The sequence below is a fragment of the Planococcus glaciei genome (assembly GCF_900099655.1).
GTDB lineage: Bacteria > Bacillota > Bacilli > Bacillales_A > Planococcaceae > Planococcus > Planococcus glaciei.
Map to the genome: position 1 here is coordinate 1 of NZ_FNDC01000018.1, position 14,279 is coordinate 14,279.

Annotated in this window: 20 protein-coding genes and 1 rRNA gene; all 21 read right to left on the minus strand. The window is 45.8% G+C overall.

The window, feature by feature from the left end; genetic code table 11:
• Positions 1-147 (minus strand): 16S ribosomal RNA (locus BLQ32_RS17375); the annotation flags it as partial.
• A 508-nt stretch (positions 148-655) separates the two neighbouring features.
• Complete coding sequence (locus tag BLQ32_RS17380; RefSeq protein WP_074511471.1) at positions 656-1,339, minus strand: KinB-signaling pathway activation protein; 684 nt, start codon at positions 1,337-1,339, stop codon at positions 656-658.
• Between the two features lie 164 nt (positions 1,340-1,503).
• The gene (locus tag BLQ32_RS17385; RefSeq protein WP_036803986.1) at positions 1,504-2,565 is read right to left on the minus strand and encodes an Mrp/NBP35 family ATP-binding protein; all 1,062 of its coding nucleotides are present in this window, start codon (positions 2,563-2,565) and stop codon (positions 1,504-1,506) included.
• 403 nt (positions 2,566-2,968) lie between these two features.
• Complete coding sequence (gene rpsI, locus BLQ32_RS17390; protein WP_036803984.1) at positions 2,969-3,361, minus strand: 30S ribosomal protein S9; 393 nt, start codon at positions 3,359-3,361, stop codon at positions 2,969-2,971.
• 29 nt (positions 3,362-3,390) lie between these two features.
• A complete protein-coding gene (gene rplM, locus BLQ32_RS17395) occupies positions 3,391-3,828 on the minus strand; it encodes a 50S ribosomal protein L13 (protein WP_036803970.1) in 438 nt (145 codons plus the stop codon).
• Positions 3,829-4,042: 214 nt separating this feature from the next.
• Positions 4,043-4,786, minus strand: a complete 744-nt coding sequence (truA, locus tag BLQ32_RS17400; RefSeq protein ID WP_074511473.1) for a tRNA pseudouridine(38-40) synthase TruA — start codon at positions 4,784-4,786, stop codon at positions 4,043-4,045.
• Between the two features lie 10 nt (positions 4,787-4,796).
• Complete coding sequence (locus tag BLQ32_RS17405) at positions 4,797-5,594, minus strand: energy-coupling factor transporter transmembrane component T family protein (RefSeq protein WP_074511475.1); 798 nt, start codon at positions 5,592-5,594, stop codon at positions 4,797-4,799.
• Positions 5,591-6,463 (minus strand): energy-coupling factor ABC transporter ATP-binding protein, encoded by an 873-nt coding sequence (locus BLQ32_RS17410; RefSeq protein WP_074511477.1) that lies wholly within the window; start codon positions 6,461-6,463, stop codon positions 5,591-5,593. The genes BLQ32_RS17405 and BLQ32_RS17410 overlap by 4 nt, the downstream gene beginning before the upstream one ends.
• Positions 6,439-7,287: an energy-coupling factor ABC transporter ATP-binding protein gene (locus tag BLQ32_RS17415; protein ID WP_074511479.1), complete on the minus strand. Its 849-nt coding sequence runs from the start codon at positions 7,285-7,287 to the stop codon at positions 6,439-6,441. Before BLQ32_RS17415 ends, BLQ32_RS17410 begins: the two co-directional genes overlap by 25 nt.
• Positions 7,288-7,619: 332 nt before the next feature.
• Positions 7,620-7,994 (minus strand): 50S ribosomal protein L17, encoded by a 375-nt coding sequence (rplQ, locus tag BLQ32_RS17420; protein ID WP_036803955.1) that lies wholly within the window; start codon positions 7,992-7,994, stop codon positions 7,620-7,622.
• A 47-nt stretch (positions 7,995-8,041) separates the two neighbouring features.
• The gene (locus BLQ32_RS17425) at positions 8,042-8,986 is read right to left on the minus strand and encodes a DNA-directed RNA polymerase subunit alpha (RefSeq protein WP_036803951.1); all 945 of its coding nucleotides are present in this window, start codon (positions 8,984-8,986) and stop codon (positions 8,042-8,044) included.
• 131 nt (positions 8,987-9,117) lie between these two features.
• Positions 9,118-9,507 carry a 30S ribosomal protein S11 gene (gene rpsK, locus BLQ32_RS17430; protein WP_006828953.1) on the minus strand — a complete coding sequence of 130 codons (390 nt, stop codon included), beginning with the start codon at positions 9,505-9,507 and terminating at the stop codon, positions 9,118-9,120.
• 25 nt (positions 9,508-9,532) lie between these two features.
• The gene (rpsM, locus tag BLQ32_RS17435) at positions 9,533-9,898 is read right to left on the minus strand and encodes a 30S ribosomal protein S13 (RefSeq protein WP_036803947.1); all 366 of its coding nucleotides are present in this window, start codon (positions 9,896-9,898) and stop codon (positions 9,533-9,535) included.
• Between the two features lie 23 nt (positions 9,899-9,921).
• Positions 9,922-10,035, minus strand: a complete 114-nt coding sequence (gene rpmJ / locus BLQ32_RS17440) for a 50S ribosomal protein L36 (RefSeq protein WP_006828951.1) — start codon at positions 10,033-10,035, stop codon at positions 9,922-9,924.
• Positions 10,036-10,072: 37 nt separating this feature from the next.
• Positions 10,073-10,291 carry a translation initiation factor IF-1 gene (gene infA, locus BLQ32_RS17445; RefSeq protein ID WP_006828950.1) on the minus strand — a complete coding sequence of 73 codons (219 nt, stop codon included), beginning with the start codon at positions 10,289-10,291 and terminating at the stop codon, positions 10,073-10,075.
• Positions 10,292-10,690: 399 nt separating this feature from the next.
• Positions 10,691-11,344 (minus strand): adenylate kinase, encoded by a 654-nt coding sequence (locus tag BLQ32_RS17450; RefSeq protein ID WP_036803944.1) that lies wholly within the window; start codon positions 11,342-11,344, stop codon positions 10,691-10,693.
• Between the two features lie 59 nt (positions 11,345-11,403).
• Complete coding sequence (secY, locus tag BLQ32_RS17455; RefSeq protein WP_036803942.1) at positions 11,404-12,699, minus strand: preprotein translocase subunit SecY; 1,296 nt, start codon at positions 12,697-12,699, stop codon at positions 11,404-11,406.
• Positions 12,699-13,139 carry a 50S ribosomal protein L15 gene (rplO, locus tag BLQ32_RS17460; protein ID WP_036803939.1) on the minus strand — a complete coding sequence of 147 codons (441 nt, stop codon included), beginning with the start codon at positions 13,137-13,139 and terminating at the stop codon, positions 12,699-12,701. Before rplO ends, secY begins: the two co-directional genes overlap by 1 nt.
• A gap of 33 nt (positions 13,140-13,172) precedes the next feature.
• Positions 13,173-13,355 carry a 50S ribosomal protein L30 gene (rpmD, locus tag BLQ32_RS17465; protein WP_036803937.1) on the minus strand — a complete coding sequence of 61 codons (183 nt, stop codon included), beginning with the start codon at positions 13,353-13,355 and terminating at the stop codon, positions 13,173-13,175.
• A gap of 14 nt (positions 13,356-13,369) precedes the next feature.
• Positions 13,370-13,870: a 30S ribosomal protein S5 gene (gene rpsE / locus BLQ32_RS17470; RefSeq protein ID WP_036803933.1), complete on the minus strand. Its 501-nt coding sequence runs from the start codon at positions 13,868-13,870 to the stop codon at positions 13,370-13,372.
• 20 nt (positions 13,871-13,890) lie between these two features.
• Positions 13,891-14,250 (minus strand): 50S ribosomal protein L18, encoded by a 360-nt coding sequence (rplR, locus tag BLQ32_RS17475; RefSeq protein ID WP_036803929.1) that lies wholly within the window; start codon positions 14,248-14,250, stop codon positions 13,891-13,893.
• Positions 14,251-14,279 lie beyond the last annotated feature (29 nt).

Below are 14,279 nucleotides of genomic sequence, written 5' to 3' on the forward strand. Positions count from 1 at the left end.
ATCCCGATCTGCAGGGCAGGTTGCCCACGTGTTACTCACCCGTCCGCCGCTAAAGTTGAAGAGCAAGCTCTTCAACTTCCGCTCGACTTGCATGTATTAGGCACGCCGCCAGCGTTCGTCCTGAGCCAGGATCAAACTCTCCATTATAGAGTAGTTGATTGCTCAAATACTTGCTGGCGTCTCGCCACCCCGAAAGGTGCGCGAGTCGCTTGATCTGGCCGAAGCCTGATCAGTAAATTTTGCGCGGGCCGTTTTGCGCGGCCGTTGCTATCTGTTGACGTTTTGCTGTTCAGTTTTCAAGGTTCATGTTGTGTCGCCGTTATCGTTTATGTTGTTCGTTGTTGCTTGGCGACTTTTATTATATTAAAGCATGTTTATATTCCTGTCAACACATTTGAGAAAGTTTTTTCTAAAGTTCTTTTTTCTTTTTTGCTTTCTTTATCGTAACGCTTCTAAAAGCTTGCTGTTATGCGTTTTCACCAGCAACTCAACCTTCATATTTTTACATTTCATCCTCCTATTTTAACTCCAATTTGTTTTTCTGAAATTTTAATCATTGGCGTATTTATTCAAAGTTCTTTCATTCCCTATCCACTAAAAAATCACCTTAGCTTCCTTCTATTAAGAAAGAACCCAAGGTGATTTTAAAGGAATATTATTTTTTAGGGTTTGCTTGTGCTGCAGCTCTGCGCGCCGCCCGCCGCTCTTCCAGCTTCTGGCGGTCAATATCAGACTGCTCATTGTATTTTGGCAGCACCAATAGTTGATAGGCATTTACCGCCAGGAATGGAAACAACAATAAGGTCACCCAGCTGTCGATGTTTCCTGCGTCTACCATCAATGCCGGCAGCCATTCAACCGTCGTAATGACAATCATAAAGAACAAAGCAGAAATGAAAGCCTCTTTGTTTGTCCATTTCGCTTTAAAGTACGCTGTTGTAAATGCTGTTACCAGCAGAATCGCCAACAGGATGCCGTACAGCCAAACCTGTCCGGATGTTTCTGCGTTCGGACCGAATCGGAACACGATTAAATCCAAAATTACTACTACAATAATCAGCACTTGGACCCAATTCCACAGGCGCAAGGTCCGGAAAATATTCATGCCGATCTGATGCACCGTCAAATAAGCGAAAAAGCACAGCTGGCTGATGATGCTCATCGTTAATCCGATAATGACCAGCCAAACAAATGCTGCAAGGACTTCTCCCCACTCACCGTTTGCTACAGGCTTTGAAAATATATCATTCCAGCGGATGAAGATGCCGAGAATACCGGTTACTGCTCCACCGATTAAAAGCGCTTTAAAGAAAAATTTAACCCAATTTCGTATAGTCACGTAAATGCCTCCATTGTTTGAAATCCTCTTAAGATTGTATCAACCCCCAACCAAAAAATCCATTGGCCGCACGTGTTTGATGTGAACAATGCTTGACAGTCGTGACAATTTGTCAAATATGAAAAAATCCCGAAAGCCAAAATCGGCTTTCGGGATCGCTTTTTTTATTTTTTGGCAAACTGAACCAAAATCTGTTCAGCAATTTCGCCGTAAATTTTACCTGTCGGATGATCTTCGAGATATACCGACGGCGCAAAGTCTGCTTCGTTCCAATCCGGCTGGCCTAAAGGAATCTGGCCAAGCAATGGCACTTGCAGTTCTTCTGCAAGCTTAGGGCCTCCGCCTTGGCCGAATAAATATTCTTTCTTGCCTGTTTCCTTGCTTTCAAACCAAGACATGTTTTCAATAACCCCTAGAACTTCATGGTCCGTTTGAATAGCCATCGCACCAGCACGAGCTGCTACGAATGCGGCAGTCGGATGCGGAGTCGTCACGACGATTTCTTTTGAAGCTGGCAGCATCTGGTGGATGTCCAACGCAACGTCGCCTGTTCCTGGCGGCAAATCGAGAAGAAGATAGTCCAGGTCTCCCCATTCAACGTCGCGGAAGAATTGATCCAACACTTTCCCAAGCATTGGGCCGCGCCATACAACTGGCATATTGTCTTCTACAAAGAAGCCCATTGAAATTACTTTCACGCCAAAGCGCTCTACTGGAATAATGGTCTCTCCGCGAACCACAGGCACTTTATCGATTCCCATCATATCCGGAACACTAAAGCCGTATATGTCCGCGTCAATCAACCCGACTTTTTTGCCAAGGCGTGCAAGGGCAACAGCCAAGTTGACAGAAACCGTTGATTTGCCGACGCCGCCTTTTCCGCTCGCAATCGAAATAAATTCGACTTTATTCAGCGGAGACAGTAGATCCTGTGCTTCCGACTCACTTGCCGTTCCACGGAACTGTGCCAAAGTTTCCGGCGCCAATTCTTCAAAGCGGATACCGACAGATCCGGCTCCCGCTCCTTTTAAAATTTCTACCACTTTCATTTGCATTTGCATCTGTTCAGGCGTATTCGTTTTGGCAATCGCCAGCTTAACGCTTACGTGATTTTTTTCTTCTTTTATTTTCACAGACGTGATGCCGTTTGTTTCCGTCAGCGATCTATGTAAAAACGGATCTTGTAACTCTCCGAGTAACTCGCGAACTTGTACTTCAGTCAACATATCCTACACTCCCTATCACTTTTGCTCACCGTAAATTATATCATAGACCCTTTCATTTTAAATGTATTCTGTCTTCTAAACGAAAAGAGGAAAGAGCCGGTTAGCTTCAGTGTGCAAGAAGCATGAAGTGCCGGAACGGTTTTTCATGTCTCGACGCCAGCCCAGCGATGCAACGCTCTTTCATGTCCCGAAGCTAGCGCAGCGATACAGGCACAGAGACAGGAGCAATAAGAAGTTTGACCAATTGGCGGCGGCGCTCTTTGCCGCACAGCCAGAGCGCCTTATGACCCGATAAGCTGGCTCTTGCAGCTGGACAAGACAAGCGGAAGCATCGCTGCACGCAAAACTCTCAGGACCAAAACAAAACCCCTTTTCTCCGGAGAGAAAAGGGGTTTCTGTAATATTAACGTTTTGAGAACTGTGGTGCACGACGAGCTGAACGCAAACCTGGTTTCTTACGTTCTTTCATACGTGGGTCACGAGTTAGCAATCCAGCAGATTTCAAAGCTGGACGGAAAGCAGGGTCTACAGTAAGTAGAGCGCGTGCGATTCCGTGGCGTACTGCTCCAGCTTGACCTGTGAAGCCTCCGCCTCTTACGTTTACAAGCACATCATAGCTTCCTAGAGTTTCAGTAGCTACTAGTGGTTGTTTGATGATTTGTTCAAGTGTTTCGTATGGAACGTAATCCGATACGTCACGGTTGTTGATTGTAATTGTGCCGTCTCCTGGTACTAAACGTACGCGAGCTGTAGAGTTTTTACGGCGACCTGTACCAATATATTGAACTTGTGCCAAGGGTGTATCCTCCTCTTATTTACTAATGATTAACCGCGAAGCGTGTAAGCTTCTGGCTGTTGTGCTTGGTGGTTATGATCTGGTCCAGCGTATACGTGCAATTTTTTGAACTGCTGACGGCCTAAAGTGTTTTTAGGAAGCATCCCTTTGATAGCCAATTCAAGCATTTTTGTTGGGTAGTTTGTGCGCATTTCAAGAGCTGTACGCTGTTTCAAACCACCTGTGTATTGCGTGTGGCGGTAGTAGATTTTGTCAGTAAGCTTTTTGCCTGTAAGGTGAATCTTTTCAGCGTTGATGATGATTACGTGATCACCTGTGTCAACGTTTGGTGTGAATGTTGGTTTGTATTTACCGCGTAAGATTGAAGCGACTTCAGAAGCTAAACGTCCAAGAGTTTGCCCTTCTGCATCGACAACTAACCATTTACGCTCGACTTCGTGACCTTTAGCCATGAATGTTGTACGCATGTATATTGTCCTCCTAAAATATCATCTCTTTTTATAATCATGTTCCAATGTTCCGTTGTTACATGTTCGTTTCGTTGTTCCGTTTTTTCGTTATCCCATAACACAAATAACCTTCCGGGGCATATCGTGGGGGTAATGAAAATACCATACATCATCATATAACGGATGAACTCGAAAGTCAAGGGTTTTTCCAAAAACACCTGGAAAAGTTGTTTCAGCTTTCGTAGGCCACATTTTCCAGGTATAAGCCGTGGGCTGCTGCGGTTTTCCCCGCCTTGCTCCGGTCCGCTGCTGCGACGATTCCGGCAAGGTCGGAAGCAGCTCTTCGGCCGGTTCCCACTTCCATCAAAGTACCTGCAATGATGCGCACCATATTGTACAGAAAGCCGGATCCTTCAATCACCATATGCAATTCTTCCCCGTGCTCTTCCAGCTCCAGGCGCCGGACAGTGCGGACTTTGTCTACGACACCGGTATTCGCCGCACAGAAACTTGAAAAATCATGGGTGCCGAGAATCGCTTCTGCCGCTATCCTCATTTGTTCCACATCCGGTCGCTGTTTGACATGCACCATGTAGTTGCGGGTAAACGGGCTGATGATCGGGCTGCGGTCCCATTTGTAGCGGTAAGTTTTGCCGCTTGTATGGTAACGCGCATGGAAAGAAGGATCCGCTTCCGCAATCGCATGCACCCGGATGTCTTCCGGCAGCAGCACATTCAGCGCTTTTAGCCAGCCGCTCAAAGGAATATTGAACGGGCTGTCGAAATGGATGACCTGGCCTGTGGCATGTACTTTGGCATCCGTGCGCCCGCTCGCCACGACTTGGACCGTTTCCCCTTTATGGATCGTTTTTAAAACCTTCATCAATTCTTGCTGGACGGTACGCGAATCCGGCTGGACCTGATAGCCCGCAAACCCGGAACCGTCGTAAGCAATGGTTGCTTTGTATCGTTTCATAGTTCTCTCCTTACGTCCGGAAATACCAGAGCACTGCCGTGAATCCAACCAGCATCAACAAGCTCAGCGTATCTCTCATCCGCCAATCCAGCTGGCGGTAGCGTGTTCTGCCTTCCCCTCCCCGGTAACCGCGCACTTCCATGGCAGTTGCCAAGTCTTCAGCGCGCTTAAAGGCGCTGACAAACAAAGGAATCAGGAGCGGCACGACCGCTTTAATCCGCTTCTTCAACGGACCGGAGCCGATATCTGAACCTCTTGCCATTTGCGCTTTCAGGATTTTGCCCGTCTCATCCATCAAAGTCGGAATGAATCGCAGCGAGATTGACATCATCAGCGCCAATTCATGGACCGGCAGTTTGATGCGTTTAAAAGGCCCAAGAAGCACTTCAATGCCGTCCGTAATCGAAATCGGTGACGTCGTCAGCGTTAAAATGCTCGTGATGAACACCAGCACCAGGAAGCGGATTGAGATGAATATCCCTTGCCGAAGCCCCTCTTCGTAAACCTCGACAAAACCGAAGCTAAAAAGAAGGTCGCCTCCCTTCGTAAAGAAGATATGCAGCATAAAAGTAAAAATCAACAGAATAAAGACCGGCTTTAAGCCATTCACTAAGAAATAAAGGCGTATTTTTGATAAAAACACCACAAAAAAGGTAAAAGCCAGCAAGAGCAAATACGTCAGCGTATTATTGGCCACAAAAACAATGGCAATAAACAAAAAGACAAACAGAATTTTCGCCCGAGGGTCCATTCGATGGACGAAAGAATCACCTGGAATAAAACGGCCAAATATCATTTTTTCCATCATTCAGCTTCACGTCCTTCCAAAAAAGCAAGGGCCAGATTTTTAGCCAGGGCTTCTTCAGTCAGCGAAATGCTATCCAGTTTTATCCCCATCTTTTCCTCGAATTTCCGTTGAAGCCGAATTGTCCGCGGCGGCTCCAGGCGGTAATCAAGCAATTGCTCTTCATTTGAAAAAATGTCCTTAGGTTCCCCTGTCGCCACGCATTTGCCCTGATGCATGATGGCCACTTGATCGGCATATCGGGCAGCATCTTCCATGCTATGGGTAACGAGAACCGTAGTTAAGCCTTTCTTTACGTGAAGCTCATGAAACAGATCCATGATTTCACGCCGGCCCTTCGGATCCAGTCCGGCTGTCGGTTCATCCAATACCAGTACGTCCGGCTCCATCGCCAGAACACCGGCAATGGCCACACGGCGCATTTGCCCACCGGATAAATCAAATGGCGATTTTTCTAACACGTCTGCCGGCAATCCCAGTTGTTCCACCAGTTCGTGTGCCCGCCGGCTTGCTTCTTCTTCAGAAACTCCATAATTCAACGGCCCGAACATGATGTCTTTCAGCACCGTTTCATCAAATAGCTGCTGTTCCGGAAATTGGAAGACAATGCCGACTTGGCGGCGGATGTCCCGCAAATGCTTGCCTTTTGTCTTGGCATCCACTTGCTGCTCACCAATTACCACCGACCCTTCAGTCGGCTTTAGCAAAGCGTTCAGATGCTGCAAAACGGTCGATTTCCCCGACCCCGTATGGCCAATGATTGCTGTATACGAGCCGGACGGAATATGAATATTGACATTGTGCAGCGCCCTTTTTTCAAACGGCGTATTCATGGCATAACTGTATCCTACTTCTTGGAGTAAAATGTCCATAATTCCTCCACCAGCTCGTCTTCTGTCATATGTTCTCCTAAAACCTGGACACCCGCTTCTCTCAGCAAATGCGTCATGCGCATCGCAAAAGGCAGATCCAGGCCGAGCGTTGTCAGTTCATTGCCGGTCAGAAATACTTCTTCCGGCGTTCCTTCTTTGTGCTTACGGCCCGCATTCATCACAATGATGCGGTCTGCAAGCGCCGCCTCTTCCAAGTCATGGGTAATGGAAATAACCGTCAGGCCGGTTTCTTCCCGCAATTCACGGATGGTCTCAATTACTTCCATCCGCCCTTGTGGATCGAGCATGGAAGTGGCTTCGTCCAAAATCAACAGCCGCGGCCGTAAAGCGAGAGCTCCTGCTATGGCCACCCGCTGCTTTTGCCCCCCTGAAAGGTGATGCGGTTCATGGTCAAGGAATTCCTCCATTTTTACTTGGCGGAGAGATTCTTTCACGCGCACCACCATCTCTTCATGGGGCACTCCGTTGTTCTCCAAAGCAAAAGCGACATCGTCCTGGACGGTAGCCCCTACAAACTGGTTGTCCGGATTTTGAAAGACCATCCCCATTTGGGAACGGATATCCCATAAACTTTCTTCGGACATCGTCAGGTTCATCGCTGCCACTTCTCCCGCTTGCGGAAACAGCAATCCATTCATCAATTTGGCAATGGTCGATTTGCCTGAGCCGTTATGGCCGACTAAAGCAATCCATTCCCCTTCTTCTATTGAAAAGGACAGGTCCGCAACTGCGGGCCTTACCGACTGATCGTCCGGCGTATATGTAAATGTCACATCTTTGAATGACATAATAATCGAATTCATCTCAGCTAACCTCCTCTGTACTGCCTATCTCTACTCTACTCGGTCTAGTAAGCATATGTAAAATGGTAAATAAATAAAAAAAGCGCGCACCTCATTCAGAGAAATGCGCTTATCTGTCTATGGCTCTCCGGGTGCTTAAGCCGGAGCTGAATGAGGTGCGTAGAGCTAGACAAGTCGCCGCCTTTCGGCTCGCTCATCGTAACGCTCAGCTTTTCATATTTGTCGTATAAATCATGATGCTAAAAGAAGAGGGCGCGAACCCTCTTCAACTAATTTAATGGTGCTTCGGAATATTTCATCCGAAGGCTTTGATCCGAATCGGATGATTCAGATTAAACTAATTCGATGATAACGATTGGTGCACCGTCTCCGCGACGAGGACCCATTTTCATGATACGCGTGTAGCCGCCTTGGCGTTCTGCGTAGCGTGGAGCAACGTCATCAAACAATTTTTGCAAAGCAAAGATTGTGTTTTCGTTACCTTCTGCGTCAGTAGATGTTACTAGCTCACGGCGGATATATGCTGCAGCTTTACGGCGTGCGTGAAGATCTCCACGTTTACCAAGCGTAATCATTTTTTCTACAGTAGAACGCACTTCTTTCGCACGAGCTTCAGTCGTTTGAATGCGCTCATGTACGATTAAGTCTGTTGTAAGGTCACGTAATAGTGCTTTACGTTGAGAACTTGTACGTTGAAGCTTTCTCATTGAAGTTTCCCTCCTTTGTTAAATAGTTCGGATCAGATTCCTGGTATTCAGTCTTCTTTGCGAAGGCCTAGCCCTAAATCTTCCAACTTCACTTTAACTTCTTCTAGTGATTTGCGTCCAAGGTTGCGGACTTTCATCATGTCGTCTTCCGACTTGCTTGCCAGTTCGTGTACCGTGTTGATACCCGCACGTTTTAAGCAGTTGTAAGAGCGAACCGAAAGATCAAGTTCTTCGATAGTCATCTCAAGCACTTTTTCTTTTTGGTCTTCTTCTTTTTCAACCATGATTTCAGCCGTTTGTGCCTCGTCAGTCAATCCAACGAAGATATTTAAATGCTCAGTAAAGATTTTAGCCCCAAGTGCAATTGCCTCTTTTGGACCAATGCTGCCATCTGTCCAAACATCAAGAGATAATTTATCGAAATTAGCGAGTTGACCCACTCGTGTATTTTCTACTTGGAAGTTAACACGTGAAACGGGCGTATAGATTGAATCAACCGGGATAACGCCAATCGGCAAATCGTCACGTTTGTTCTGATCTGCACGTGCATATCCACGGCCTCGGTTCGCATACATGCGCATACGTAGGTGGCCGCCTTTAGCGATCGTTGCAATATATAAATCCGGATTCAAAATTTCCACGTCACTGTCGTGCGTGATATCTGCAGCCGTAACCGTTCCATCACCTTTGACGTCAATTTCAATGACTTTTTCTTCGTCAGAGTAAATTTTCAAAGCCAGCTTCTTAATGTTCAAAATGATAGAGGCTACATCTTCTTCTACACCTTCAACAGTGGAGAATTCGTGTAATACACCGTCAATTTGAATCGAAGTAACAGCAGCGCCTGGTAAAGATGAAAGTAAGATTCGACGTAAGGAGTTACCTAAAGTGGTTCCATATCCACGCTCAAGCGGTTCAACAACAAATTTTCCATATTTGGAACTGCTGTCGATCTCGACCGTTTCAATTTTTGGTTTTTCTATTTCGAGCATTCATTTTACCCTCCTTCAAAACGTCGGTGTTTTTTTCGTTTAATCAAGAATTCGATAGTCACAGACTTTCGCTACAAGTTGGTACACATTCAGTAAGTCGTGATGTTCAAAAATCTTATTCAGATTAACGATTACACGCGGCGGCGTTTCGGTGGACGGCAACCGTTATGAGGTACTGGAGTTACATCTTTGATAGCTGTAACTTCTAGTCCGGCAGCTTGAAGCGCACGGATTGCAGCCTCACGACCTGAACCAGGACCTTTAACTGTAACTTCTAGAGTTTTAAGACCGTGTTCAATTGAAGTTTTAGCAGCGGTTTCAGCAGCCATTTGAGCAGCGAAAGGTGTAGATTTACGAGAACCTCTAAATCCTAGAGCACCAGCGCTTGACCATGATACTGCGTTCCCTTGCATATCTGTAATTGTAACAATTGTGTTGTTAAATGTTGAGCGGATGTGAGCAATACCTGATTCGATATTCTTTTTCACACGACGCTTACGAGTTTGTTGTTTACGTGCCATGTTAAGAAGAAACCTCCTTTACTGATTATTTTTTCTTGTTCGCTACAGTTTTACGAGGACCTTTACGCGTACGCGCATTGTTCTTCGTATTTTGACCGCGTACAGGTAGTCCACGGCGGTGGCGGATGCCACGGAAGCTTGCAATTTCCATCAAGCGTTTGATGTTCATTGATACTTCACGGCGAAGGTCACCTTCAATTTTGTATTGATCCAATTGTTCACGGATATTGTTCAACTCGTCTTCAGTAAGATCACGAACGCGTGTATCTTCAGAGATACCAGCAGAAGCAAGTACTTTCTGAGCCGTAGTTTTACCAATACCGAAAATGTATGTTAATGAAATAACAACGCGTTTGTCGCGCGGAATGTCAACACCAGCAATACGTGCCATGTGTATGATGCACCTCCTTCATATTAGCCTTGTCTTTGTTTATGTTTCGGATTTTCACAGATTACCATTACTTTACCGTTTCTGCGAATAACTTTACATTTTTCACAGATCGGTTTTACAGATGGTCTCACTTTCATCTAACCCAACCTCCTTAGTAGTCCGGAGTGCAAAAGATTATTTAAAACGGTATGTGATACGACCGCGTGTTAAATCATAAGGAGATAATTCTACTGTAACTTTATCCCCTGGCAGAATGCGGATGAAGTGCATGCGGATCTTGCCGGATACATGCGCAAGAATCGTATGGCCGTTCTCCAGTTCCACTTTAAACATCGCGTTAGGCAAAGTCTCAACGACTGTTCCTTCAATTTCGATTACATCGTCTTTCGCCATCGACCCAGTCTCCCTTCTGTATACAAATCAGGTTCTCATCTTCAAACAGTATTTGCTGATTGAATTGTTCTATTCATTCACCAGGAATGCATGAGTGACATTCGAAAGACAGTCTCCGAGTTCCACTGCCCGCAGATGCGGAGAGGGGGTAATCCGGTTTAGCCAGTCTGACTCATGTTTCCTCGACCGTCCGGACTGCCTTGGATGAGTTCCAAACCCGTTACACAGATGCTTCCACGAAACCCATTATACTATTTCCAGTGCATAATTGCACATCGTGCACCCTGCACCGGATTTCATATAATTAGGCATTGTTTGCTTTTGCAGCTCTCGAAAATTCATATCTCCGGTGCTCCTTAAAGCCACATGGAGGCAACTAACTGCGCCCGGCGCCGGGACTTAACCTCGGTCGCCCTTTAGAAGAGCATCAATGTCAGCAAATACTTTTTGAATATCCTGCTGTCCATCTATATTTTTCAGCACACCTTTGTCTCCGTAGAAATCAAGAAGCGGCTGTGTTTGGTTAATGTTGACTTCTAAACGTTTCGTGACGGTTTCAGGCTTATCATCTTCACGCTGGTAGAGTTCTCCGCCATCTTTGTCGCAAACGCCCTCAACTTGAGGAGGATTGAACGCAGTATGGTAAGCAGTTCCACAAACTTTACAGATCCATCGGCCTGTTAAACGTGCAATTAGTTCATCTTGTTCAACTTGGATGTTTACGACATGCTCGATTCTTTTGCCAAGGTCGGCAAGAAGAGATTCCAGCGCTTCAGCTTGTGGGACTGTACGCGGAAAGCCATCTAATAGAAAGCCTTCTGCACAATCCACTGCACTAAGACGCTCACGGACGATACCGATAGTCACTTCATCAGGCACTAATGCCCCTTGATCCATGAACGATTTTGCTTCCAAGCCTAGTTTCGTTCCGCCTTTGATGGCGGCACGGAACATATCACCTGTAGAAATATGAGGGATGTCGTACTTCTCAACAATTTTGTCTGCTTGTGTACCTTTGCCGGCACCTGGCAGACCCATTAATACGATATTCATACGGTTTTGCCCCCTCAGACAAGTAGCAAGGAACGTGTTAGCGTTCCAAAGACCCTTGATTATTTCATAAAGCCTTTATAATGACGTTTAACAAGTTGCGATTCCAGTTGTTTCATCGTCTCCAGTGCTACCCCTACGATAATCAGAAGGCTAGTACCGCCGATTTGAGCCGATTGGGGCAAGCCCGCAAGGTTGATGAAAAGGATCGGCATAACCGCAATGACTGCAAGGAAAATAGCGCCGACGAATGTTAAACGGTACAACACACTTGTTAAATAATCTTGCGTATTTTTACCCGGGCGGATTCCTGGAATATAAGCGCCTTGCTTTTTCAGGTTATCCGACATGTTTTCAGGGTTCACCTGAATGAATGCGTAGAAGTACGTGAATGCAATAATCAAAGCGACATAAATAATCATGCCGACTGGACGCGTGTAGTCAAACGTATTCTGGACCGCATCCGTAAACGCGTTGGCACCAAAGAATGAAGCAATGGTTTGCGGCGTGATGATAAACGCCACTGCGAAGATTACCGGAATAACCCCAGCCGAGTTTACTTTCAAAGGTAAATGCGTTTGTTGTGCATTCGTTGTCTGGCCGCGGCCAGCAACTCGTTTTGCATACTGGATTGGAATTTTGCGCAGCGCTTGCTGAACATAAATGACCAATACAGTAACAGCAACAACTGCTAATGCCAGCAATGCCATGATAGCAAGGTTGATCGGGAGTTGATCTCCAGCCCCTTCGATCTGCTGAGCATATAATTGGTTGATAGCTCCAGGTATTGCAGCGACAATCCCAGCGAAGATGATAATCGAAATACCGTTCCCCACACCTTTTGCCGTAATCTGCTCACCAAGCCACAGTAGAAAAGCTGTACCGCCAGTCAAAACAATCGCGATGACTGCATAAGTTGCAATCGTATCGTTCTGAATTAAAGATCCGCCATAAATCTGGTTGAATCCGTAAGACATTCCGATCGCTTGAATAAAGGCTAGTACAATTGTGAAGTAGCGAGTGAATTGAGCAAGTTTCCGTCTTCCGACTTCTCCTTGTTTCGCCCACTCAGCAAATTTCGGTACAACGTCCATCTGCAATAATTGCACGATGATTGACGCTGTAATGTATGGCATGATTCCCATCGCTAAAATCGAGAAATTAGCAAGGGCGCCTCCACCGAAAGTATTTAAGAATCCAATCAAGCCAGCTTGATCGGTAGCTTGCAGAACTGCTGCATCGACATTAGGCACCGGAATGAAAGTTCCGAGCCGGAAAATGACGAGCATCAGTAATGTAAAGAAAATTTTATTTCGAATATCAGTCACGCGCATAAAATTAGAGATTGTCTGAAACATTAAAGCACCTCGGTTTGTCCACCGGCAGCTTCAATCGCTTCTTTAGCTGATCCAGAGAATTTGTGAGCTTTAACAGTCAGTTTCTTCTCCAAGCTACCGTTGCCCAGAATCTTGATTCCAGAACGTTCGTTGCTCACAACACCTGATTCGATAAGCAATGCAGGTGTAATTTCTGTGCCTTCGTCGAAACGGTTCAATACATCAAGGTTTACGACAGCATAGTCTTTGCGGTTGATGTTTGTAAACCCGCGTTTAGGCAAACGACGGAACAATGGGTTTTGTCCACCCTCGAATCCAGGACGAACTCCGCCGCCTGAACGTGCGTTTTGACCTTTATGACCTTTACCTGCTGTTTTACCAGTACCTGAACCGATACCGCGTCCGATACGCTTTCTAGAACTGCGTGAACCTTCTGCTGGTTTTAATTCATGAAGTTTCATTTGGTTGGCACCTCCTTCTATAGAAATCAGGGATTAAACTTCTTTGATAGTTACTAAGTGAGCGACTTTATCAAGCATACCGCGAACGGCTGCATTGTCTTGCTGCTCAACTGTTTGATGCATTTTGCGAAGTCCAAGTGATTGAACGACTTTGCGTTGATTCGGTTTTGCGCCGATTACGCTTTTTGTGAGGGTAATTTCTAGTTTAGTAGCCATGTAATTTTCCCTCCTTATCCTAATAGCTCTTCTGTAGTTTTGCCACGAAGTTTTGCAACTTCATCAGCACTTTTCAGTTGAGTTAAACCGTTGATAGTTGCACGTACCATGTTGATTGGTGTGTTTGAACCAAGAGATTTAGACAAAATGTCTTGTACTCCAGCAAGTTCAAGTACCGCACGGACAGGTCCGCCTGCAATTACTCCAGTACCCGGTGAAGCAGGTTTGATAAGAATTTGGCCTGCACCAAAGCGGCCGATTACTAGATGTGGAGTTGTACCTTTAACCATAGGTACTTCGATTAGGTTTTTCTTCGCATCTTCAATAGCTTTACGGATCGCATCTGGAACTTCTTGTGCTTTACCAGTACCGAAACCGACATTACCATTTTTGTCGCCTACAACAACTAATGCGGAGAAACGGAAACGACGTCCACCTTTTACAACTTTCGCTACGCGGTTAATCGTAACTACGCGTTCTTCAAGTTCAAGTTTGTTTGGATCAATACGACGCATGAAATGTGTCCCTCCTTCTTTTAAAATTGTAAACCATTTTCACGTGCAGCTTCTGCAAGTGCTTTAATACGCCCGTGATACAAATAACCACCGCGGTCAAAAACAATCGATGACAATTGCTGTTCTACAGCACGTTTAGCGATAGTTTCGCCAACTTTAGCTGCAGCTTCGATATTGCCTTTTGAACCTTCGAAGTCTTTTTCCATTGATGATGCGCTAACTAGTGTTACACCGTTTACGTCATCGATCAATTGAGCGTAGATATATTTATTTGAACGGAATACGTTTAAACGCGGGCGTGATGCTGTACCCGTGATTTTTGAACGTACGCGAGCATGACGCTTTTTACGAGATGCGTTTTTATCGAGTTTCGTAATCACTGAGGTCACTCCTTTCAGCCTGCCTAAGC